21 protein-coding genes are annotated in these 20,436 nt (G+C 70.9%); 10 read left to right on the forward strand and 11 right to left on the reverse strand.

Features of this window, described 5'->3' with window-relative positions; all coding sequences use genetic code 11:
- On the forward strand, positions 1 to 845 hold an 845-nt coding region (locus RUH65_RS05185; protein ID WP_313816188.1), incomplete at its 5' end, for an ABC transporter permease.
- Positions 845 to 2,617 (forward strand): ABC transporter ATP-binding protein, encoded by a 1,773-nt coding sequence (locus tag RUH65_RS05190; RefSeq protein ID WP_313816189.1) that lies wholly within the window; start codon positions 845 to 847, stop codon positions 2,615 to 2,617. The genes RUH65_RS05185 and RUH65_RS05190, both read left to right, overlap by 1 nt.
- A 96-nt stretch (positions 2,618 to 2,713) precedes the next feature.
- Here RUH65_RS05190 and RUH65_RS05195 read toward each other — a convergent pair whose 3' ends face one another.
- The gene (locus RUH65_RS05195; protein ID WP_313816190.1) at positions 2,714 to 3,784 is read right to left on the reverse strand and encodes an aldo/keto reductase; all 1,071 of its coding nucleotides are present in this window, start codon (positions 3,782 to 3,784) and stop codon (positions 2,714 to 2,716) included.
- Between the two features lie 70 nt (positions 3,785 to 3,854).
- Here RUH65_RS05195 and RUH65_RS05200 point away from each other — a divergent pair, with 70 nt between their 5' ends.
- Complete coding sequence (locus tag RUH65_RS05200) at positions 3,855 to 4,763, forward strand: SRPBCC domain-containing protein (RefSeq protein WP_313816191.1); 909 nt, start codon at positions 3,855 to 3,857, stop codon at positions 4,761 to 4,763.
- A gap of 7 nt (positions 4,764 to 4,770) precedes the next feature.
- Here RUH65_RS05200 and tgt read toward each other — a convergent pair whose 3' ends face one another.
- Positions 4,771 to 6,153: a tRNA guanosine(34) transglycosylase Tgt gene (gene tgt, locus RUH65_RS05205; RefSeq protein ID WP_396179644.1), complete on the reverse strand. Its 1,383-nt coding sequence runs from the start codon at positions 6,151 to 6,153 to the stop codon at positions 4,771 to 4,773.
- A 194-nt stretch (positions 6,154 to 6,347) separates the two neighbouring features.
- Here tgt and RUH65_RS05210 point away from each other — a divergent pair, with 194 nt between their 5' ends.
- Entirely contained in the window at positions 6,348 to 6,899 is a 552-nt protein-coding gene (locus RUH65_RS05210) for a LapA family protein (protein WP_313816193.1), read from the forward strand.
- Between the two features lie 23 nt (positions 6,900 to 6,922).
- On the opposite strand, the gene RUH65_RS05215 is transcribed toward RUH65_RS05210, so the two are convergent.
- On the reverse strand, positions 6,923 to 7,837 hold the full coding sequence (locus tag RUH65_RS05215) for a DUF6707 family protein (RefSeq protein WP_313816194.1): 915 nt from the start codon (positions 7,835 to 7,837) through the stop codon (positions 6,923 to 6,925).
- 3 nt (positions 7,838 to 7,840) lie between these two features.
- Entirely contained in the window at positions 7,841 to 8,380 is a 540-nt protein-coding gene (locus RUH65_RS05220) for an NUDIX hydrolase family protein (protein WP_313816195.1), read from the reverse strand.
- Positions 8,381 to 8,602: 222 nt separating this feature from the next.
- On the opposite strand from RUH65_RS05220, the gene RUH65_RS05225 reads away from it, so the two are divergent.
- The 5 genes from RUH65_RS05225 to RUH65_RS05245 all read left to right on the forward strand — a co-directional run bounded on the left by RUH65_RS05225 (position 8,603) and on the right by RUH65_RS05245 (position 12,439).
- Complete coding sequence (locus RUH65_RS05225) at positions 8,603 to 8,944, forward strand: DUF6507 family protein (RefSeq protein ID WP_313816196.1); 342 nt, start codon at positions 8,603 to 8,605, stop codon at positions 8,942 to 8,944.
- The gene (locus RUH65_RS05230) at positions 8,944 to 10,071 is read left to right on the forward strand and encodes a hypothetical protein (protein WP_313816197.1); all 1,128 of its coding nucleotides are present in this window, start codon (positions 8,944 to 8,946) and stop codon (positions 10,069 to 10,071) included. The genes RUH65_RS05225 and RUH65_RS05230 overlap by 1 nt, the downstream gene beginning before the upstream one ends.
- 59 nt (positions 10,072 to 10,130) lie before the next feature.
- Positions 10,131 to 10,571, forward strand: a complete 441-nt coding sequence (locus RUH65_RS05235) for a hypothetical protein (protein WP_313816198.1) — start codon at positions 10,131 to 10,133, stop codon at positions 10,569 to 10,571.
- Between the two features lie 136 nt (positions 10,572 to 10,707).
- The gene (locus RUH65_RS05240; RefSeq protein ID WP_313816199.1) at positions 10,708 to 11,982 is read left to right on the forward strand and encodes a hypothetical protein; all 1,275 of its coding nucleotides are present in this window, start codon (positions 10,708 to 10,710) and stop codon (positions 11,980 to 11,982) included.
- A gap of 25 nt (positions 11,983 to 12,007) precedes the next feature.
- The gene (locus tag RUH65_RS05245) at positions 12,008 to 12,439 is read left to right on the forward strand and encodes a hypothetical protein (RefSeq protein ID WP_313816200.1); all 432 of its coding nucleotides are present in this window, start codon (positions 12,008 to 12,010) and stop codon (positions 12,437 to 12,439) included.
- 4 nt (positions 12,440 to 12,443) lie between these two features.
- Here the strand turns inward: RUH65_RS05245 and RUH65_RS05250 are convergent, their stop codons facing one another.
- Both RUH65_RS05250 and RUH65_RS05255 read right to left on the reverse strand, forming a co-directional pair.
- Positions 12,444 to 13,214, reverse strand: coding sequence for a glutamine amidotransferase (locus RUH65_RS05250; protein ID WP_313816201.1), 771 nt, complete (start codon positions 13,212 to 13,214; stop codon positions 12,444 to 12,446).
- Between the two features lie 9 nt (positions 13,215 to 13,223).
- Entirely contained in the window at positions 13,224 to 14,426 is a 1,203-nt protein-coding gene (locus RUH65_RS05255; RefSeq protein ID WP_313816202.1) for an NADH:flavin oxidoreductase/NADH oxidase, read from the reverse strand.
- Positions 14,427 to 14,474: 48 nt separating this feature from the next.
- Between RUH65_RS05255 and RUH65_RS05260 the strand changes: the two genes are divergently transcribed.
- Positions 14,475 to 14,783: a hypothetical protein gene (locus RUH65_RS05260; protein WP_313816204.1), complete on the forward strand. Its 309-nt coding sequence runs from the start codon at positions 14,475 to 14,477 to the stop codon at positions 14,781 to 14,783.
- Here RUH65_RS05260 and RUH65_RS05265 read toward each other — a convergent pair.
- The 5 genes from RUH65_RS05265 to RUH65_RS05285 form a co-directional block, all read right to left on the reverse strand.
- Positions 14,780 to 16,582, reverse strand: coding sequence for a hypothetical protein (locus tag RUH65_RS05265; RefSeq protein WP_313816205.1), 1,803 nt, complete (start codon positions 16,580 to 16,582; stop codon positions 14,780 to 14,782). The two genes, RUH65_RS05260 and RUH65_RS05265, sit on opposite strands and share 4 nt — an antisense overlap.
- Positions 16,579 to 17,190, reverse strand: coding sequence for a VTT domain-containing protein (locus RUH65_RS05270; RefSeq protein ID WP_313816226.1), 612 nt, complete (start codon positions 17,188 to 17,190; stop codon positions 16,579 to 16,581). The genes RUH65_RS05265 and RUH65_RS05270 overlap by 4 nt, the downstream gene beginning before the upstream one ends.
- A 5-nt stretch (positions 17,191 to 17,195) precedes the next feature.
- On the reverse strand, positions 17,196 to 18,215 hold the full coding sequence (locus tag RUH65_RS05275) for a pseudouridine synthase (RefSeq protein WP_313816207.1): 1,020 nt from the start codon (positions 18,213 to 18,215) through the stop codon (positions 17,196 to 17,198).
- A 71-nt stretch (positions 18,216 to 18,286) separates the two neighbouring features.
- Positions 18,287 to 19,477 carry a sugar phosphate nucleotidyltransferase gene (locus tag RUH65_RS05280; RefSeq protein WP_313816208.1) on the reverse strand — a complete coding sequence of 397 codons (1,191 nt, stop codon included), beginning with the start codon at positions 19,475 to 19,477 and terminating at the stop codon, positions 18,287 to 18,289.
- A gap of 42 nt (positions 19,478 to 19,519) precedes the next feature.
- Positions 19,520 to 20,434 (reverse strand): DNA-formamidopyrimidine glycosylase family protein, encoded by a 915-nt coding sequence (locus RUH65_RS05285; protein WP_313816209.1) that lies wholly within the window; start codon positions 20,432 to 20,434, stop codon positions 19,520 to 19,522.
- Positions 20,435 to 20,436: the final 2 nt, after the last annotated feature.

Raw genomic sequence — 20,436 nt, forward strand, 5'->3', positions numbered from 1 at the left:
CCGCACCCCACCCGGCGGGGCCGGCGTCGTCCGCGGCCTGGCGGCGGGTTCCGGCCACCGTGTGGATTGCCGGCCTGTTCGCGGGGCTGCTCGTCCTCGCCGCATTCGCGCCCGGCGCCCTGGCCACCCATGACCCGCGGGCCATCACCCTGGAGGCCCCGCTGGCCCCGCCCAGCTGGGAGCACTGGTTCGGCACCGACCAGTCGGGACGGGACCTGTACTCGAGGATCGTCCACGGCACGGCCCAGTCCCTCCTGATCGGACTGGGCGCCGCGGCCGTGGGCGTCGGACTCGCCGTGGTCTTCGGCTCCTGGGCCGCCCTGGGCGGACGCTGGGCGGACGCCGTCATCGGCCGGGGGATCGAGGTCCTCTTCGCCTTCCCGATCCTGCTGCTGGCCATGGTGTTCATCGCCGTCTACGGGCCCTCGGTCCAGACCCTGATCCTCGCCGTCGGGCTCGGGATCGCCCCCGGCTACGCACGGCTGGTCCGCGCCCAGGTGATGAGTGTCCGCCGGTCCGGGTACGTGCAGGCGGCGCAGGCCCTGGGGCACCACCCGGGCCGGGTCCTGACGCAGCACATCCTGCCGAACGCCCTGCGGCCCCTGCTGGCGGTCCTGACCCTCGGCATCGGCCAGTCCATCGTCTGGGCCTCCGGCCTGGCGTTCCTCGGCTTCGGCGTGGCCCCGCCCTCGCCCGAGTGGGGTGCCCTGCTGGAGGCCGGCCGTCCCTACATCATCGAGGCCTGGTGGCTGGAGATCATCCCGGGCCTGGCCGTGCTGGCCACGGCCCTGACCGCCACCGTCCTCGGCAAGTTCGTGGAGTCCACCCTAGAAGGAGAACGCTGATGACCACCCTGACCGACACCGCCACGCCCCTCCTGACGGACTCGGCCCGCGAGGCCGGCACCGCCGGATCAGCTCCCCGCCCCCTGGCCGAGTTGGAGAACCTCAACGTCTGGTTCTCGGACTCCCACGGCCGCCGCAGCCACGTGGTCCATGACGTCTCCGTGCAGATCCTGCCCGGGGAGTGCGTGGCGATCATCGGCGAATCGGGCTCGGGCAAGTCCGTCACCGCACGGACCCTCATCGGCCTGACCGGTCCCGACTCCCACGTGCGGGCGGACACGGCCACCGCGCTGGGCCGGGACATCCGGACGCTGAAGGACACGGACTGGGGGTCCGTCCGCGGCAAGGACATCGGCTTCATCCTGCAGGACGCCCTCGTCTCCCTCGACCCGCTGCGCACCGTGGGAGCGGAGATCGGCGAATCGCTGCGCCTGCACGGCGTGCGGGACCGTGCGGAGCGGACCACCCGGGTGGAACAGCTGCTCGCGGAGGTCGGTGTCCCGGACCCACACCTGGTGGCGGGCCAGCGCCCGGACCAGCTCTCCGGGGGCCTGCGCCAGCGCGCCCTGATCGCCTCCGCCATCGCCAACCACCCGTCCCTGGTGGTGGCCGACGAACCGACCACGGCCCTCGACGTCACCGTCCAGGCCCAGGTCCTGGACCTGCTGGCCCAGCGCAAGGCGGACGGCACCGCGATCCTGCTGATCAGCCATGACTTCTCGGTGGTGGGACGGCTGGCCGACCGTGTGGTGGTGATGCAGGGCGGCTGGATCGTGGAGTCCGGGACCGCGGCCGAGGTCCTGGAGAACCCGCAGCACCCCTACACCCGCCAGCTGCTGGACGCCGTGCCGTCCGGGCACACCCGCGGCGAGTACCTCACCGAGGACGGTCGGCTCCGGGCGCTCGAGCGCGCCGCGGCCTCCGAGGCCACCCTCCCGGCGGCTGAGGCGCCCGCCGTGCTGTCCGCCCGCAGGCTGACCAAGTCCTACCGGGGGCCGGACGGCCGGGACCGCACCGTGGTGCGGGACGTCTCCTTCGACGTCCACGCCGGACGGACCCTCGGGATCGTGGGGGAGTCCGGCTCCGGGAAGTCCACCACGGCCTCCATGGCGCTGGGCTTCATCACCCCGGACGCGGGCACCGTCCTGCTGGACGGCCAGCCCTGGAGCGAGCTGTCCCTGGCCGGGAGGAGGCCCCGCCGCCGGGAGGTGACCGTGGTCTACCAGGATCCGCTGAGCTCCTTCGACCCACGGTGGAGCGGTGAGCGGATCCTCACCGACGCGCTCGACGCCGGCGCGGTCCCCCGGGCGTTCGCCTCCGGGCGGGCGCGGCGGGCCTACCGGCAGGAGCAGTCCGAGCGGGCGGCGCAGCTGGCCCGGGTGGTCGGCCTGGCCCCGGAGCACCTGGCCAAGCACCCGCTGCGGCTCTCCGGCGGGCAGCGGCAGCGGCTCTCGATCGCCCGGGCCCTGGCCCCGGAGCCGAAGGTCGTGGTGCTGGACGAGGCCGTCTCCGCCCTGGACGTCTCCGTCCAGGCCCAGGTGCTGGACCTGCTCTCCGAACTGCAGGAGACGCTGGGCATGACCTACCTGTTCATCTCCCACGACCTGGGTGTCATCCACCACCTGAGCGACGAGATCCTGGTCATGAAGGACGGGGTGGCCGTGGAGCACGGAGACGCCGACCAGGTGTTCGAGGACCCGGAGCACGGCTACACGAAGACCCTGCTGACCTCCCTCCGGGCCCTCGCCACCTCGGTCTCTTCCTCTCGCTGACACCCCCCTCCATCGAGGTCGCACGAATTGGTGCGTTTCCGGACCATCCGGGGGTCATTCGTGCGACCTCGATGGGTGTGTGTGGCGGGGGGAGGGTCAGTCGATCCGGGCGGAGACGTTCCAGATGTCGATGGTGGACTCGCGGCCGGTGATCGCATCGATGCGCGCCAACTCCTCGTCCGTGAACGCCCTATTGGCCAGGGCGCCCAGGTTCTCGTCCAGCTGGCCGGTCGAGGAAGCACCCAGCAGCACCGAGGTGACCCCGCCCTCGCGCAGCAGCCAGGCGATGGCCAGCTGGGCCAGGGACTGACCGCGCTCGCCGGCGACCTCGTTCAGCGCCCGGGCGGTGGCGAGGTTCTCCTCGGTGAGGTGACCGGACAGGGAGGTGCGGCCGCCGGAGGGGACGGCGCCGTCGTCGTGCAGGTACTTGTCCGTCAGCAGGCCCTGGGCCAGCGGGGTGAAGGCGATGGACCCCATGCCCTGCTCCTGCAGGGTCTGCAGGAGGCCGTCCTCCACCCAGCGGTTGAGCAGGGAGTAGGCGGGCTGGTGGATCACCAGGGGAGTGCCCAGGTCCCGGGCGATGCGCTGGGCCTCGACCGTGCGCTCGGGCGAGTAGGAGGACAGGCCCACGTAGAGCGCCTTGCCCTGGGTGACCAGGCTGTGCAGGGCGCCGATGGTCTCCTCCAGGGGCGTCTCCGCATCCGCGCGGTGGGAGTAGAACAGGTCCACGTAGTCCAGGCCCATCCGCTGCAGGGAGGCCTCGGCGGAGGCCAGGATGTACTTGCGGGAACCCAGGTTGCCGTACGGCCCCGGCCACATGTTCCAGCCCGCCTTCGAGGAGATGATCAGTTCGTCCCGGTAGCGGCCCAGGTCCTTCGCCAGGACTCGGCCGAAGTTCTCCTCGGCGGACCCGGCGGGCGGCCCGTAGTTATTGGCCAGGTCGAAGTGGGTGATGCCGCGGTCGAAGGCGTGGGTCAGGATCTCGCGCTGCGTGGAGAAGGGGCGGTTGTCCCCGAAGTTCCACCACAGTCCCAGGCTGATCGGGGGCAGCGCGGGTCCCGTGGCGCCGACCCGGCGGTAGCCGGTGGACTCATAGCGGTCCGCCGCCGCCACGTAGGGGGTGTGGTGTTCGGGGGTGGGGACGGGGCGGATCTCACCGGTGTTCATGCAGTTCCTCCAGGGGTTGGTCGGTCCTCTACCGTGGAGCACTGTACGCCCCGGGTGGCACGCTGGGCTCATGAGCGAAACACAGGGACTTCCGGAAGCCAGCGGTGAACCCACCGCCCGTATCGAGAGGAAGGGGCAGGGCTGTCTCGCCATCGTGGAGGTGACCGTGCCCGGCCCCGCCGAGGAGGTGTGGGAATCGGTCGCCACCGGCCCCGGCTACCGGCGCTGGTTCGTCGAGGCCGAGCTGGAGCCCCGCGTCGGCGGCTCCCTGGTGACCCACCATGGCGACTTCGGCGACTCCGAGGGCACCATCACCGCCTGGGATCCTCCCCACCGCTATGCGTACGTGGAACCGGACTGGATGGGGGACGGCACCCCGGTCCCGGACTGGACCACCGAGATCACCCTGGAACCCGTGCCCGACGACGGCCCGCCGGCCACCCTCGTCCGGCTCACCAGCGGCGTGGCCACCGAGGCGGAGGCCTGGGGAGAGGACATCGAGGGCACGCTGCCCGGCTGGCGGTCCGCGCTGCGGCTGCTCACCGAGTTCCACGCCCACTTCGCCGGGCGGGACACCGCCCAGGCCCTGGTGATGCGCGAGGTCCCGGCGGGGCACCGGCTGACGGTGCTGCTGGGACTGGACGGGGCCGTCGTCGGGCAGCAGGCCACCGCCGGCGCCGAGGCCGGTGGGCAGAATCTCGCGGTGACCGGCACGGTGATCGAGGCGAGCGGAGGACCGGCCGGGGAGGGGCCGACCCAGCAGGACTCGGTGGTGCTGCGCGTGAGCGAGGGGACTGCCGGGGCGGCCGGAGCCGCGCCGGGCGTCTACGAGTTCGGCACCATGCAGTACGGCGAGTCCCGGATGTCCGTGGTGCGTGGCTACCTGCACGTGCCCTCCGGTGCGGACCTGCCAGCCGCGGAGGCGGCCCGGACCGCCGAACGGGACTGGTCCACGGTCCTGGACGCGCTCCTGGCGTGACGGCCCGTCAGGCCTTCGGGGCGTAGTAGCGGCCCAGCACCTCGTCCTTCAGGTCCCAGAACGTGCCGTCCTGGATGGAGACGCGCATCCGGTCCACCAGGCGCACGGTGAAGCGCTCGTTGTGGACGGAGATCAACGTGTGCGCCACCATCTCCTTGGCCTTGATGAGGTGATGGATGTAGGCCCGCGTGTAGTGGGCGCAGGTATAGCAGTCGCAGCCCTCCTCCAGGGGGGAGAAGTCGCGCTTGTACCTGGCCCCGGGCAGGTTGAAGCGGCCGTCGGCGGTGTAGAAGGCACCGGTGCGGGCCACACGGGTGGGGGAGACGCAGTCGAAGGTGTCCGCTCCGTTCTCCACGGAGGTGAACAGGTCATCCGGTTCGGAGATGCCCAGCAGGTGCCGTGGCTTGTCCTCCGGCAGTTCCTCGGCGCACCACCGGACGATCGTGCCCAGGTTCTCCTTCTCCAGGGCCCCCCCGATCCCATAGCCGTCGAAGCCGTGCTCGAGTGGCTGACCGGTGCTGCCGTGGGCGCCGGCGTCGGGGAAGCCCGTGCGCATGCCGGCCAGGTCGCCACAGGCCTGGCGCCGCAGGTCCTCGTACTGGGCCCCCTGGATGACCCCGAACAGGGCCTGGTAGGGCTTGGCCGCGCGCTCGCCGGTCAGGCGGGCGTGCTCGTCGAGGCAGCGCTGGGCCCAACGGCGGGTGCGTTCCAATGCCTCCTCCTGGTAGCCGCGGGAGTTGTGCAGGGTGGTGAGCTCGTCGAAGGCGAACATGATGTCCGCGCCGAGCTGGTGCTGGATGCCCACGGAGACCTCCGGGGTGAACCGGTGCTGGTCCCCGTTGAGGTGGGACTTGAACCAGACCCCGTCCTCGTCCACGTTGGCCAGACGCTCCTTGCCCGGCGCCACGGCGTCATCGGCACCCTGACCGGAGGGGGCCTTCGGCCCGGCCATGTCGATGACCTTCTTGAACCCGGAGCCGAGGCTCATCACCTGGAAGCCGCCGGAATCCGTGAACGTCGGCCCGTGCCAGTTCATGAACGGTCCCAGACCGCCGGCCTCGTCCAGCAGATCCGCTCCCGGCTGCAGGTACAAGTGGTAGGCGTTGGCCAGCAGGGCCTGCGCACCGAGGTCCGCCATGGCCTCGGGCAGCACGGCCTTCACGGTGGCCTGGGTGGCCACCGGGATGAACGCCGGCGTCTGGATGGCCCCGTGCGGGGTGGTGATGGTCCCGGTGCGGCCCGGTCGCGGTTGCCCGTCCGGTCCGGTCAGGCGGGAGCCGACGGCGAAGGAGAAGTCCCGCGGGGAGGCCGGGGCGTGCGCTGGGTTGTGGGGGGACGTCTGATAGGTCACGGTGGGCGGGGTTCCTTCGGTCGAGAGTCTGCCCTCCATGGTATGTATCACGGGAGAGAAGCATGACCACCGGAGCATGAGGGGGGCCGGTGCGGCAGCACGGTGCTGGTGTTCCGAGGGCCTCTGGTCCGGGGCCGATCATCCGCCCGGGGTGGCGCACCGACGGAGTTGAGTGGAAGAGTGATCGGCAGTAGCTTGACCTGGACCAGGCGGTAACGAGAGGGAGATCTGACATGGACCGTAGACCCGATTCCTTTCGAGGCGAGCAGCGTCCCGAGACAGCCTCCACCCAGAATCCCGTCGATCCTGTGGCGAATCCGGCCGCGGGCGAGCCGCTGGGCACCACCTCGGGTGCCGTGGAACCGGTGTCGCGGGGCGAGGTCGAGCTGGACTACGAGACCGAGGCCGATCCCGTGGACGCTCCGGAGGTCACCGAGGGCCGGGAACGGGGCGCGGCGGGTGGGACGGTACCCCGCGGGGCCATCGACGCCTCGCTGGACCAACCCAGCCGCACCGGCGTCAGTGGAGGCACCTGGATCGCCCTGATCCTCGGGGCCGTGGTGCTCGTGCTGTTGCTGATCTTCATCCTCCAGAACAACGTGGAGGCGGACTTCGCCTACTTCGGCTGGACGTTCAGCCTGCCCCTGGGTATCGCGATGCTGTTCGCGGCGATCGCGGGCGTACTCGTCATGGGGCTCTTCGGCTCCGTGCGGCTCGTCAAGCTCGGTCACCGGGTACGCAGGCTGCAGAAGGAACGCGTGGCCATCAAGAACCAGCTCGGCTAGGGCTGTCCCGTTCTTCCGGCGGCTCAGTCCTCGGAGGCCAGCGTCTCCGCCAGGGTGCGTAACGACGCGACCTCACGGCGCACGCGCCGGTCCAGCTCCTCTTCCGTGAAGGTCTCCGAGCCACCACGGGCCCGCAGGTACATCAGCGTGGCGAGCCGGGACTCGCGCCAACCGCGTTCGCCGACCGGATCACCGTTGGCCTCGGCGCGCAGCACCTCACGGTCGTAGAGGTTCGGCTCGTTCATCTGCCGCTGGCGGATCTCGGCGGCCCGCTGGGCGCGGATCGGATCCTCTTCGTCCCGGTCCGGCTCGGCCAGGCGGTCACCGGCCGCCCGGCCCTCCGCCTCCTCGCCGCGGTGGAAGTGGATGGTGGCGGCCAGGGCGAGGGAGGACTCGATGGACTTCCACCGGCCCATCGCCCCGTCATAGGGCAGCTGGGTCAACAGGGTCGTCAGCCGCAGGGCGCCGTCGGGGTCGTCCAGGTCGATGAACAGGTGCCGGGCCAGCGTGTCGATGTCCTCGAGCTGGGCGCCCGAGCGCAGGTTGATGCCCCGGGACAGCTTCGAGGCCACGGCCAGCACGTGCTGGTTGTCCGGGTGCAGCTGGGCAACCTCCACGACCGTGGCTTCCGGGCTGCCCTCCTCCACAGGGGAGAGGTCCGTGCTGACGTCCAGGTTCGGTGCCGGCCGGTGCGTGCGCACGCGGATTGTGGAGCCGTAGGCGATGCGCACCTCGCGGCCATCGGAGAGCGTGGCGACCACGAGGGCCGGGGTGCCGAAGTCGTCGCGGGTGGTGCGGATCTGGGACACGGGGGCCGACGGCTCACCCTGACGGGTCAGGAACCGGTCGCCCGGGCCGACCTGCTGGGCCTTGACGGAGCGCAGGTAGTCCCCCGCGGCGTCTTGCGTCCCCTTGTTCTGGGGGTGCGGGGCGGTCATGGCTCAACGCCCCCAGCCCACGTGGGCGAGCGCCTGGCGCACCAGGTTCCCGCGGCCCCCGATGAACTCGGACTGGATCGCCTCGCTGACTGCCTCCTCCGGAGTCACCCAGGACAGCTCGAGGGCGTCGCCGCGGGGTTGGCACTCACCCGTCACGGGGACCAGGTACGCCAGGGCCACGGCGTGCTGGCGGTCGTCCGTCAGTCCGGTCTCGGAGGGGCTCGGGAAGTACTCGGCCACCGTGAACGGGGTGATGGACGGCGGCAGCTGCGGCAGGGCGAGCGGGCCCAGGTCCTTCTCCAGATGGCGCATCAGGGCGGCGCGCACGGTCTCCCGGTACTGCACCCGGCCGGAGACCAGGGTACGGCGCAAGTGGCCGTCACCGTCGGCCAGGTACAGCAGGCCGATCTCCGACACGTATCCGAGGGGGTCCAGGCGGACCGGCAGGGCCTCCACGTAGACCATGGGCAGGCGGCGGCGGGCCTCGTACAGTTCCTCTTCCGACAGCCACCCGGGATTCGGGTCGGGGGTGCGAACGTTCATGCCTTAGTTCTACCCGAGTCCGGTGCACCGGTCACGCCGACGGACCGTGGAGGGGGCGGTCCAGGAGCACAATCATCCTGGCGGGCATGGGGAGAACTCCCCATGCCCGCCGGTGGCGGCGAGGGATCGGGGGCCCATAAAGTTCGTACTGACCCGAGCAAGACCGCTGCCCGGGGCCAGGAGCGGGGGCTTCGCCCCGGACATCGGAACAGTGAGGACAACGTGGCGATTCCGGATTGGACGGTGCACGAGGGGACCGCGCAGACCGTGGTGGACAACACGCTGGAGCAGGCCAACGACTTCGACGGCCTGGAGACCTCGGCGGGCAGCGCCTTCGAGGCGGCGATCGGTACCTGCAAGTCGGCCCTGATCACCGGAGCCCTGCAGTCCACGCACGACGAGTACATCGGCAAGCTCATCACGCTGGCCAAGTGGCGCGGCCTGAATGTGGGCAACGAGGGCCAGAAGATCATCAACGCCTGGGTGAACGGCTCGGAGACCATGGCCGTAGACGCCCGGAACGCCATGGACGACGTGGTGACGAGTGACGAGGAGGCCAGCTGATGGCGGTTGACCTCTCCGGGCTGCCGGAACTCCCGGATACCTCCGCGCTGCGTTCCGACGCCACGCAGATCAAGACGGTGGGTGACGACGTGGACCAGAATTGCATCGACACCCGCAATGCCTGGACCCCGATCGACGCTGCCATCATCAGCCCCACGGGCCAGGAGCAGATGGTCAATGCCCTGGAGGTGATGCTGGACTACGGCGACGGTGTCAGCCTGTCCACGCAGGCCATCGAGCAGGCGCTCGCGGACTACTGCGACGGGATCGATGCACTCAAGTCGCGCTACGACGCCGCGGTTGGCCAGGCCCAGATGTGCTGGGCAGAGTCCACCCCGGAGGACCCTAACCACCGGGAGAACAAAGAACAGGCCGCACAGACCGAGGTCAACGCCGTGGCCGACCTGCTGCTGGAGTTGGAACAGACCTGCGCCGAGTCCATCAAGGCGGCCAACCCCGCGGCACCCGGGCCAGGAGGTGCAGGGCACCCCTCGACAGGCGCCGTCAGCAGTGCCACACAGGAGCTGCTGGACCGGCTGAGGGTGGACCAGTACTCATTCGAGATCCTCGAGAGCGTCACCATCGAGACGCGGGTTTCGGCCTTCCATCTGGAGATCCAGATGGCCGACGGCTCGAGGCTCTCCTACTCGGAGCTGTCCGTTGAGCAGAGCGTGACGGAGCATCGGACGAGGGTGGATGTGACGACGGTGGACTTGGCGAGCAACAGGACGCCAGTGGGCGAACCGCCACGCTGGGCCAAAATCGGGGGCAACTTCCTGAGTTCGTTGGACATCGGACTCTCCGTCTGGGGCAACGGGACGGAGGAGTGGAATCAGGACCTCTTGGAGAACCCCGACATGAGCACGGGGGAGCAGTGGGGCAGCGCCGCCCAGTCCGCAGCGCTGGGAGCCGGCGGCGGATTCCTCGGCGGCCTGGGTGGGGCGGCGGGGGGTGCCGCGATCGGCACCTTGATCTTCCCGGGCGTGGGCACCGTCATAGGTGGCGTCGTCGGCGGCATTGTCGGTGGGATCGGCGGCGAATGGCTAGGCAACTCGGTCGACAATCTGCTCGACGGCGAGGGAATCGGAGAATCCATCGGCAACGCATGGAATAGTCTGTGGGGCTGAGTCGCTCTCGAATCGGGTGGCCCGCACTGCAGGACACGGACTCTGTAAGGACGGTGGACATGGACCTCGAGGCGGCAGCGGTGGGCTTGTTCCTGATCATCTCCGGGGCCTGCCTGATCGTCATTTCAGTGGTCTCCTACCGGGGCAAGTATCTGAAGTGGATGTTGTTCCGTCCCGTCGGGGCACCCTTCGGGCCGTTGTGGTCCCTGTTTCCCCTAGTGGTGCTCGGCGCGGCCGTGATGTACAGCGGGGTGCATGTGTGGTTCACGATATCCCTGCCCAATCCGGAATCACGGTCACCGCTCGCAGACACAGTGTGGTTAGCCGTGGTTGCCGTGGCCTTCGTGGCCACCTTCGTCCTCAGCCATTGGTTGCCGGGTGCCCTGAAGCCGGCCTGGTACCGCGAGTGGGAAGATCGGGGGAGGACCGATGCCGAGATCCGCGAGATCATCGCGGCACGGAAGAACCGGAAAGGACATCGCCGTGGCGGAGGAGTGTGACATGGGCCAGAGAAATGTTCCACCCGGACCCGCGGGGGGACCTTGGACCGATCATCAAGCCGGTGGGTTGTCGCTGAGACTGCCGGAACGGTGGACCGTTTTGGAGGGCTTCAGTACGGCCCCCGGCATCCATGGTGTGTGGACCGATCTGTCTGTTGGCACTATCGGCGGCGGAGGCGGCGGATTCACGGCCAACGCCGTCCTGACCTCGAACCGCTTCGAGGGAACGGTGCCCCAGCTGTCCACCGTACTGATGGCCGCGGTCACGGTTATCCAGGCGATGCCGCAGGTCCTGGCCGTCGACGAGCTGGATCCCGTCCGCCACGGAGGACTCTCCGGCCGCAGGCTGGAGTACACCTATGCAGCGGACCGTCACCTGGTGCACGTCGTGCAGTATGCCTTCCTGCTTTCCGGGGCGGCCGTGGTGCTGACCCTGTCCTGCGCCGAGGCTGAGATGGCCGAGTGGGATGCCAGCTTCCGGCGCATCGCCGAGAGTGTCGCCGTGGACCCGGCGGGCCTGAACGAGTGCGCCGGCCCAGAGTTCGCCTTCACGCCGGACCGCGAACCCGCACTGGAGGAGTTCGCCTCGGTGCGCGGGCAGCGCCCCCTGGAGCGGCTGGGTCAGTTGGCTGAACGCCAGCCCTACCGCAGTGCCGCTCCGTGGCTGGGAGCCGAGGAGGTCAGATTGCTCGAGCGGTTGTCCGCCACCACTTCCGTGGCTCAGGATGCCGACGGTGTCCGGATCACCGGCGGCCTGGGCCGGTTGGAGATCGGGGCTGCGGGACCGGAGTTGGACCGGCTGGTGGCTCAGGGTCTGGCTGAGTCCGAGGGCCGGTTGACCGAGCAGGGCGCTGTGTTCACCGCCGCCTGGCGCCAGACCACGGCCTCGTTCCGGATCACCGCTCAGACCGAAGCGCGGAACTCGATGTACCAGATGTGGTTCGGGTCCCGGGATGAGGCGCTCGTGCTGGCCGGCCCCTCGTTGACGACCGCGGCCGACAACGACGCTCCCGTCGGCGCACTGCGTCCGGAACTGTTGGACCAGGCCGAGGCCACCCATGATGTGGTTGCCTGGCTGGGCTTGTCCCCGGCGTGGGGCCTCGACGTCGGTGCCGCGCCGCTGGACCGGGACGCCGTGCTGGCCCGTATCGACGCGCGGACAGCTCCTCCAGAGGCCTCCAGCCCGGAACTCGTCCGCGTCTGGGAGGAGCCCTGGCTGGTCTGGACCGTGCAGCCTGCCGATGACCGTGCGCCGGTCACCTACCTGCGAGCGGGGATCCACGGCCAGTACCGCATGGTCGCCACCGGGGAGGGCATCATCCTGGAGGCCACCGCCACCCGGAACGTGTACCGTGACCTCTTGGTCCGGCTGGCGCCCGAGGGGCTGGAACGGTCCGCCGTCCAGGCGTGATCGTAGGGGAGCGAGGGGAGCAGTCGTGTCTGATCTGACGACGGGTGTGGTGGTGGGCGCCGTGGTGGCCCTGGTCGGGGTAGGTTTCCTGCTGACGGCGTGGCTGTCCTACAGCGGACGGTTCCGGAGCTGGGTGCTGGTCCGGCCGCCGCTGACCCTGACGGGACGGTATTGGGCGCTGCTGCCCATGGCCCTGGCGGGGACCGGCGTGCTGTTCGTGGCCGTCTTCGGGGGCCTCATCCTCGCGGCCGGTGGCACCGGCTCGGCCCCCGGGGGGTGGTCGCTCGCACTGACGGTGGGCCTGATCGCCAGCCTGGTGGCCGCCGTGTGGACCAGCCACCGGCTGCCCCGTGCACTCAAGCCGGCCTGGTACCGGGACTGGGAAGATCGGGGCATCACCGAGCAAGAGGTCACCGCCTGGCTGCAGGAGCGGAAGTCCGGCCACGCCCCTCGCTAGCCGGTCAGCGCGCGTACCGATTACGGAAGTTCGCCAGGATCTTCTGCGGCTCGGTCACCGTGGCCGCCCGCACTCGGGTGAAGAGCTCTTCCGTCTCGGCTGGCTCGTAGTAGCCGTGGCCCGCATAGGTCTCCAGGCGGAACAGCAGTCCGGGCAGATCCAGTTCGGGGTGGAACTGGGTGGCGTACTGATGCCGTCCGATCCGGAACATCTGCACCGGGCAGGCCTCGCCGGTGACCAGCACCTCGGCGTGGGGCGGCAGAAGGCGGACGGCCTCCTTGTGCCCCACGAAGGCGGTGAACTCCACAGCCACGCCGGCCAGCAGCGGATCCTGCCGCCCGGCCTCGGTCACACGCACGACGGCGGCCCCGGCCGGTTCCCCGTAGGTCTCGTCCACCGTGGCCCCCTGGTGCAGGCCGAGGGTGCCGACGCCGTAGCAGGCGCCGAGGAACGGGACGTCCCGGTCCAGCACCACATCCAGCATCCGCCGCAGCTCGACCTCGACGGCGACCTGCAGGTCGGACTTCAACTCCTCCGGGTCGGAGGAGTTGAACGGGCTGCCGCCGACCACCACCCCGGAATGGCGGCCCAGGAGGGCCTCCCAGTCGAGGTCAGCGGTGCCGCCCGACGACGGCCGGGCGGCCGCGACGAGACGGTCCAGCCGCAGCGGGGTCAGCTCGCCGTCGGAGAAGCCGCCGAGTGCGGTGGTGGAACGGACCTCGTCCGCCGCGACGGCATCATCCGCGCGGGTCTGGATCAGCAGGAAGGGCAGCACCCGGTCAGATCAGCCGGCCACGCCTGCGGCCGCGGCTTCCCGCTGGCGCACCGGCGTGGACAGCCGGCCCCAGGAGCCGCGGTGGTAGGCCGGGGCCAGCAGCTGCCGCCACCGCTCGTCGCCGAGCGACTGGGCTGCCTCCACGGGCCAGTTGGGGTGGACCAGGGCGGCCCGGCCGATGTCGACGGCATCCGCCCGGCCCTCGGCGAGCACGGACTCGGCAAGCTCGGGGTCGGTGATCGCCCCGACGGCCGAGACGAACAGGCGGCGGGAGGCGCCGTCGTCGGACACCTGCAGGCCCTGTCCCGCACCCAGGGGGAGGTCTGCGGTGCCGGCGAGGACGGCGTCGGCCAGGGGGACCTGGTAGGCGGGCCCGGTCGGTCCCTGGAAGGTATCCCCGATGCCACCGGAGGAGACATCCACCCAGTCCAGGCCGTGGCCGGTGAGGTCGCGGACAAGGCGGACGGTGTCCTGCTCGCCCCAGCTGTCCTCGAGCCAGTCGGAGCCGGAGAGCCGGATGCCGAGAACCTTCTCCGCCGGCCAGACCTCTCGGACGGCCTCCACGATCCGACGGGCCAGGCGGGTCCGGTTCTCGAAGGAGCCGCCCCACTCATCGGTCCGGCGGTTGGTCACGGGGGACAGGAACTGGTGAATGAGGTAACCGTGGGCGCCATGGATCTGCACGGCGTCGAACCCGGCCTCGTCAGCGCGGCGGGCGGACGCGGCGAAGGCCTCGATGACCTGCTCGATCTCGGCACCGCTCAACTCCCGGGTGGGGCCGACGGCGGAGACGGCCGGGACGCCGGACGGGGAGACGGTCTCCCAGCCGCCCTCATCCAGCGGGATGGCGTCATCCTGGAACCCGGGGTGGGCGGGCCACGTGGAGGCCTTGGAACCGGCGTGGGCCAGCTGGATGGCCGGGACGGCGCCCTGAGAACGGATGAAGTCCACGATCGGGGCCCAGGCATCGCGCTGGGTGTTGTTCCACAGGCCGGTGTCCTGGTCCGAGATGCGGCCCTCGGGCAGCACCGAGGTGGCCTCGGCCACCACCATCCCGAAGCCACCGGAGGCGCGGGCACCCAGGTGCGTCAGGTGCCAGGGCCCGGGGACGCCGTCCTTGGCGGTGACGTTGTACTGGCACATGGGCGGCAGGATCAGCCGGTTGCGCAGGGTGAGGCCGGACACGGTGACGGGATCGAAGAGAAGACTCATGTCAGGCACAACCACGGGGTGGTCCGGCAGTATTCCTAGACTGATCCCATGCCGTCCTTCCGCGCCCGACTCCAGATCGGTGACCTGCTGCCCGGCCATGGCCCCGAAGAGGTGATGGACCGTGCCGAGGCGGCCCTCGCCGCCACCCACAACGTGGAGGCCAAGGACCTGGAGGTGGTGGCCAGGGTGCCGCGCATCGTCTTGCGGTTCACGGTTCCCGACTCCACGTGGGACTCGGAGAACCGCGCCGCTCTGGCCGCGGCCGGCCGGATGCGCGCGGGCGTCCGGGACGTGGCCACGACCGGACGCCTGGACGTGCTCCGCCGGGACCGCGGCCGCTGGTCGCCGGTCGGCTAGACCTCGTCGACCTCGTGGCCCAGGGCGGCCCGATGCTCGGCGTGGTTGATCCGGTAGCGGCGGTTCTCAGTGGCCAGCAGCACCATGAACAGGGCCATGGCGGCCACGATCGCGACCCAGACGGAGGTCATGGACCCCACGAGCCGGGGCACCAGGATCGCGGCCAGACCCCAGGAGAGGCCGAGGGCGATGCTGATGCGGCCGCGCTCGGTCATGGACATCATGGCGGTTCCCCAGACCACCACCACCAGGGTGAGCACGGCCCAGACCGGGCCGGGGAGCCAGAGCAGGTTGATGCCGAGGGACTGCAGCCAGATGGACGCGTTGGTGGCCGCGAAGATCAGGGCCCAGCCGGTGAACAGCCCGATCATGCCGTCCGTGATGGCCCTCTCCAGCCGGTTCCGCGCGGTGTAGAGGTTCAGCTGGTGGACGCTGTCCACGAGGAGATAGCCCAGGGCCAGCCAGACGAACAGTTCGACCCCGAGCATGGCCCCGGTCCGGGCCAGGACGAACCACGCCACCGTGGCCACCATGGCCGCTGCCATGCGCCAGCCGGTGGCGCGTTGACGGTCCGCGGAGGCCTGGCTCGGCAACCACTGGTGCACCGTGTAGATGCCCAGGGCCACCCACAGCACCGGCCAGATGAGCTGGTGCCAGAAGGCCATGGACAGCATGGAGAAGCCGCCGGCGAACCGCCCCTGATGCAGGTCGTGCAGCCAGGGGCCGGTGGCGTCCTCGCCCAGGAAACCGAGGCCGTAGACGCCACCGAGCACGAATGCCAGGTAGGCCACGGTCACGGTGATCCGACGGAGCAGGTCCAACGAGGTCGGTGCCGGGTCCGGTTCCCGGGAGGGCAGGTTGTAGGGCGGGATATAACCGTGAGGGGCAGGTGCCGGCTCCGGCCCCGCGGCGGCGGCCGCCGGCCGGGTGCGCCGGACGGTGGAGGCCTCGATGGCCTGGGCCTTCTCCACGATCCGGTCACGGTGACGCCATTCCGGCAAGGAGGCCCGGGCCCGTTCCAGCAGCTGGGCGTCAGTCAGATTCTCGCCGCGCTCCTCGAGCATGGCGCGCCGTTCCGCCGGGGGCACCCAGTCGGTCCCATCGGACTCCCGGGCCGCGACCTGCAGGGCCCACGTCTCGCGTTCGCGCTGGCGGGCCAGCCACTCCTCGTGCTCCTGGCGTTCCATCTCCCGGCGCAGGGCCTCTTCCTCGGCACGCTGGAGTTCCAGCAGCCGCTCCTGCTCGAGGCGGGCGTCCTCCTCGGCCTGGCGCCGGGCCTCGAGTTCGGCCGCCTCGGCGGCGAGCCGTTCGGCTTCAATCCGGTCTGCCTCGGCCTGCTCGGCGGCGCGCTGGCGCTCGAGCTCTGCCTGCCGCTCGGCCTCCGCGCGTTCGGCGGCTGCTCTCCGCTCGGCCTCGGCCTTCTCCTCGGCGCGCCGCTGGCGTTCCGCCTCACGGTGGGCCTTCTGCCGCTCGTAGGCGGCCTTCATGGTCGCCGGCGACTCGTAGATGGACTGGGTGACCTTGTCCCAGTCGGGCTCGCCGAGGGAATCGAGCCAGTCGTTGAAAGACTCGAGGGGGCCCTGGGTCTCGTGGGTGTTGGCGTGCCGTAGGCGCGGCTGGTCCGCGACGGGCGTCGGCGAAGAATCCCTGGTGGCTTCAGCGTCCGCTTCAGGGGCACTGCCGGGGACAGGATCGGGGCGTGGTCCGTCACCCGCTCCGGTGGCTGCCGGACCGGACGGCTTCTCCGCCGCGGCCTTCATCCGTTCCAGCGCAGCAGAGGACGACGACTCAGCGTTCACCCATCACCTCTCCCCGATCGCCGCCGGATGGCGACGATCCCCGCAATGATCAACCCTGCAAGGGTACCCAATCCCATGCCCACCACGGCGCTGGCCCAGAACGGCAGGCCTGTCGCGCTGCCGGTGAACCACCCGAGGCCCACCATGTAGACGGACCACACGGCGGAACCGATGCCTGACAGGGCCAGGAACGGGCCCCAGGGGATGCCGGCGATCCCGGCGGCGGCCATGGACGCCGTCCGGCCTCCCGACACGAAGCGCAACACGAACAGGGAGGCGTATCCCGGCGCCGGCCCGGCCTTGTCCAGCAGCCGCAGGATCCCCCGGTGGATGCGCTGGCCCCATGAGGCCCGGTCCAGCAGTCCGGTCAACTGGAACCGGAACAGGGCGTACAGCCCGACGTCCCCGGCCCAGCACCCCAGCCATGCCGCCATTATTGAAGGGACCAGCGCCACGCTGCCCAGCTGGGACATGGCTCCCGAGCCGATGACGAACAGTTCGCTCGGCACCGGCGGCACGGGCGCGTCGACGGCCACCAGGACGGCGGTCAACACGTGGAACCACCCGCCCAGCGACTCGACCCAGGCGGTGTCCAGGCCCGGCGGCATGCCGGTCACGCCACCGGCCTCGGACGTTCGGCCAGGGCCAGCCGGGAGCTGAAGCGCCGCGGGGCACCGGTCAGCGGATCCGTGAACCCGATCGTCTGGGCCAGCAGCTGCAGCGGCCGGTCGTAGTCGTCCGGGGCGGCGTCCAGCAGGTCCGGATAGAACGGGTCGTTGAGGATCCCCAGCCCGAGGGCGGCCAGGTGCACGCGCAGCTGATGGGTGCGTCCGGTGTGCGGGTGCAACCGGACGTGGGCGACGCCGGCACCGGCCCAGGTGCCCGCGGAGACGCCCGTTCCGATCAGCTCGACGCGGGTCTGAGCATTGGCCCCCACGGTCGGCCGGTTCGTCTTCCGGCCCGGCCGGGTGGCCCGGCCCGGGGAGCGGCCCGAGTCCCGAGGGCCGTAGTCCAGCGTGCGGGCGGTGAGCACGCCCTTCACCTTGTCCATCCGGTTGCGGTAGGTGAGCGGGAACCGGCCTGCCGCGCCGCCGTCGGGAAGCGCCGAGACGGCCTCGTAGACCTTCCAGATCTGGCGCCGTTCGAAGAGCACCTGGTAGGCGCCCCGGGTGTCCGGGTTGGTGGAGAACATCACCACGCCGGCGGTCGCCCGGTCGAGGCGGTGCATGGGCACGAGGTGGTCCAGTCCGAGCTGGTTGCGCAACCGCACCAGCGCCGATTCCTGCACGAAGCGGCCGCCTGGGGTGGTGGGGAGGAAATGCGGCTTGTCCGCCACTACCAGGTGCTCGTCCTGGTGGAGCACCGTGATGGGGAAGGGGATGGGCGCCTCCTGCGGAACACTGCGGTAGTACCAGACGAAGTCATGGGCGCTGAGGGGGGTGTGCTCGGTGACCGTGGTGCCGTCGGCGGCGCGGACCTCGCCTGTCCGGAATCGCTCGACGATCCCCACCGGGTCCACATGGCCCCACCGGTGCAGCACGTAGGCCAGGATGGTGTCCCAACCGTGGTCCGGAACGGTGAGCCGGGTGGCGTTCACGCCGTCACGGACGGGCAGGGGCGGTGGCTGGGACACGGCCCCAGTCTTCCAGACCCGCAGGGCCGCCCTGTACGCCGCCACGGAACTCCCGGGGACGGGCGCGTGAGTCAGGTCCCGGTGGTCTCGTCCGCGCTGGCGGGCCCGCGGTCGGCCGGCACGAGGACGGTGATGTTGCCGGGGCCGGGCTTTGTCCGGCCGGAGCGTCCGGTGGGGATCTCCGCGCCGACGTCCGCGATGACCGACTCCAACTCGGCTCCCGCGGGGACCACGCAGTCGCCGAGCAGGACCGACCGGGACACCCGGGCGCCGGCCTCCACCACCACACCGGGGCCGACGATGCTGTGCTCGACCTCACCCCTGATCCGGCAACCGGCCGCCACGAGGGAGGCGGACACCGTGGCCCGGGTGCCGATCCAGGCCGGAGGGGCATGCTTCGGATTCGTGATCAGGGGCCAGCCGGGCCGGTCCAGGTCCAGGCCGGTGCCGTCCAGAAGTTCCATGTGCGCCTTGAAGTAGGCCTCCACGGTGCCGACGTCCCGCCAATACCCGTCCAGCCGGTAGGCGTGGGTTCTCCGGTGCTCCACGAAGTGCGGCACGATCGACTCCCCGTAGTCGCCCAGGGAGTCCCCGTCCTCGTCCCCCTGCTCCACGGTGAGCCGGCGGGTCACCTGCCGGAGGGCGGCGACGTCGTAGATGAAGATCTCCGTGGCCACCAGGCTGCCGTCCGGATCCTCGGGCTTGTGGTCATAGCGGGTGACCGCGCGGTCCGCGTCCACCTGCACCACCCCGAAGCGGGAGGGGTCCTCGTCCGTCTGCGTGGTCACCACGGTCAGCTCGGACCGCCGGGTGCGGTGCTGCTCCAGCGCGGGCCGCAGGTCGAATTGGTACAGGTGGTCGGCGCTGACCACCACCACGGTGTCCGCGCCGAAGGACTCCAGCAGGGGCACCTGCTGGTGCAGGGCATGCCCGTTGCCGGCGGCGAAGCCCTCCTCGGCGCGTCCCTCGGCCGGGGGCAACAGGCGCAGGCCGTGACGGGTGCCGTCCAGGTCCCAGGGCCGGCCACCGGCGAGGTGCTGATTGAGGGTGAAGGGCCGGTACTGCTCCACGATCCACACGTCCCTCAGGCCAGAGTTGGCCAGGTTGGACAGGACCACGTCGATGAGCCGGTACTGGCCGGCCACCGGCACGGCCGGTTTGGACCGGGCATCGGTCAGCGGGGACAGCCGGCTGCCCTGGCCTCCGGCCAGCACGAGGGCCACCGTGGAATGGGCGCGGTCCTGCGGGAAGGGATCGGCCATCTCAGTCTCCTCGGGATCGGAGGTGCCGCGGCACGTGGACGGTCACCGTTGGCACTGCCTGCACCAGTACAGGGTACGTTCCCCGGTGCCGTCACCGAGAGTTGCGACCGTCACCGGCCCGCCGCAGCGCAGGCATCCCTCGCGCTGGCGGCCGTAGACCCAGTACGGCGGCGTGTTCCGCCGTGGGGGCAGGGCGGCGGGGAACGTGACGCGCACGCCGTAGGGGGCGCCCGCGTCGGGCACCACGGCCGTGGTGGTGCGCCGGGGTGCCGGCCGGCCGGGCGGGGCCGGTGCCGTGTTGGCCCGCATCAGGTCCCGGGCCAGGTCCACCAGGCCCGGCAGATCGGGGACGGAGGCGACCGGCCGGTGCGGGTCCAGCCCGGCCAGCAGGAGGGCCTCGCAGCGGTAGATGTTGCCGATGCCGGAGAGCAGCCGTTGGTCCAGCAGGGCCAGTCCGAGGGGCCGCTCCGGCTCCGCGAGCAGCCGCCGGACCGCCTCGGCCCTCAGCTCGCCGGCCCGGTCCGGGTCCGCCCACTCCGGGTCCAGCAGGTCGGGACCGAGGAAGCCCAGCCGGTCCGGGACCTCAGCCGTCGGCAGGACCTCGATCAGGCCCAGCTGGAATCCGACCACCTGGTGCTGGGCCGTCTCCAGCACGCACCGGGCCTGCCAGGCGGGATGGCGCCAGCGCGGCGTGACCGGGGATCCGGTGCCGTCCACCCGGGTGTACGTCTCCCAGCGGCCCTCCATCTTGAGGTGGGAGAGCACGGTCAGTCCCTCGGCGGCGTCGACCTCGAGCAGGAGGTATTTGGCCCGGGACCGGACCGAGCGCACGGCGCTGCCGCTGAGGTCCACGGTGGCCAGGCGGGGGACGCGGAAGTCGGTGCGGAGCAGGTCCTGGCCCTCCAGCACCGGCCGCAGCCGGTCGGCGAGCCGGACGAGGGAATCACCTTCGGGCATGG

Source organism: Citricoccus sp. (genome assembly GCF_032154715.1).
GTDB lineage: Bacteria > Actinomycetota > Actinomycetes > Actinomycetales > Micrococcaceae > Citricoccus.

Bases quoted from the DNA above. Each gene is read 5' to 3' on its own strand.
- RUH65_RS05190 (WP_313816189.1), top strand. From the start codon at position 845: ATGACCACCCTGACCGACACCGCCACGCCCCTCCTGACGGACTCGGCC.
- RUH65_RS05195 (WP_313816190.1), bottom strand. From the start codon at position 3,784: ATGAACACCGGTGAGATCCGCCCCGTCCCCACCCCCGAACACCACACC.
- RUH65_RS05200 (WP_313816191.1), top strand. From the start codon at position 3,855: ATGAGCGAAACACAGGGACTTCCGGAAGCCAGCGGTGAACCCACCGCC.
- tgt (WP_396179644.1), bottom strand. From the start codon at position 6,153: ATGGAGGGCAGACTCTCGACCGAAGGAACCCCGCCCACCGTGACCTAT.
- RUH65_RS05210 (WP_313816193.1), top strand. From the start codon at position 6,348: ATGGACCGTAGACCCGATTCCTTTCGAGGCGAGCAGCGTCCCGAGACA.
- RUH65_RS05215 (WP_313816194.1), bottom strand. From the start codon at position 7,837: ATGACCGCCCCGCACCCCCAGAACAAGGGGACGCAAGACGCCGCGGGG.
- RUH65_RS05220 (WP_313816195.1), bottom strand. From the start codon at position 8,380: ATGAACGTTCGCACCCCCGACCCGAATCCCGGGTGGCTGTCGGAAGAG.
- RUH65_RS05230 (WP_313816197.1), top strand. From the start codon at position 8,944: ATGGCGGTTGACCTCTCCGGGCTGCCGGAACTCCCGGATACCTCCGCG.
- RUH65_RS05235 (WP_313816198.1), top strand. From the start codon at position 10,131: ATGGACCTCGAGGCGGCAGCGGTGGGCTTGTTCCTGATCATCTCCGGG.
- RUH65_RS05255 (WP_313816202.1), bottom strand. From the start codon at position 14,426: ATGAGTCTTCTCTTCGATCCCGTCACCGTGTCCGGCCTCACCCTGCGC.
- RUH65_RS05260 (WP_313816204.1), top strand. From the start codon at position 14,475: ATGCCGTCCTTCCGCGCCCGACTCCAGATCGGTGACCTGCTGCCCGGC.
- RUH65_RS05270 (WP_313816226.1), bottom strand. From the start codon at position 17,190: ATGCCGCCGGGCCTGGACACCGCCTGGGTCGAGTCGCTGGGCGGGTGG.
- RUH65_RS05280 (WP_313816208.1), bottom strand. From the start codon at position 19,477: ATGGCCGATCCCTTCCCGCAGGACCGCGCCCATTCCACGGTGGCCCTC.
- RUH65_RS05285 (WP_313816209.1), bottom strand. From the start codon at position 20,434: ATGCCCGAAGGTGATTCCCTCGTCCGGCTCGCCGACCGGCTGCGGCCG.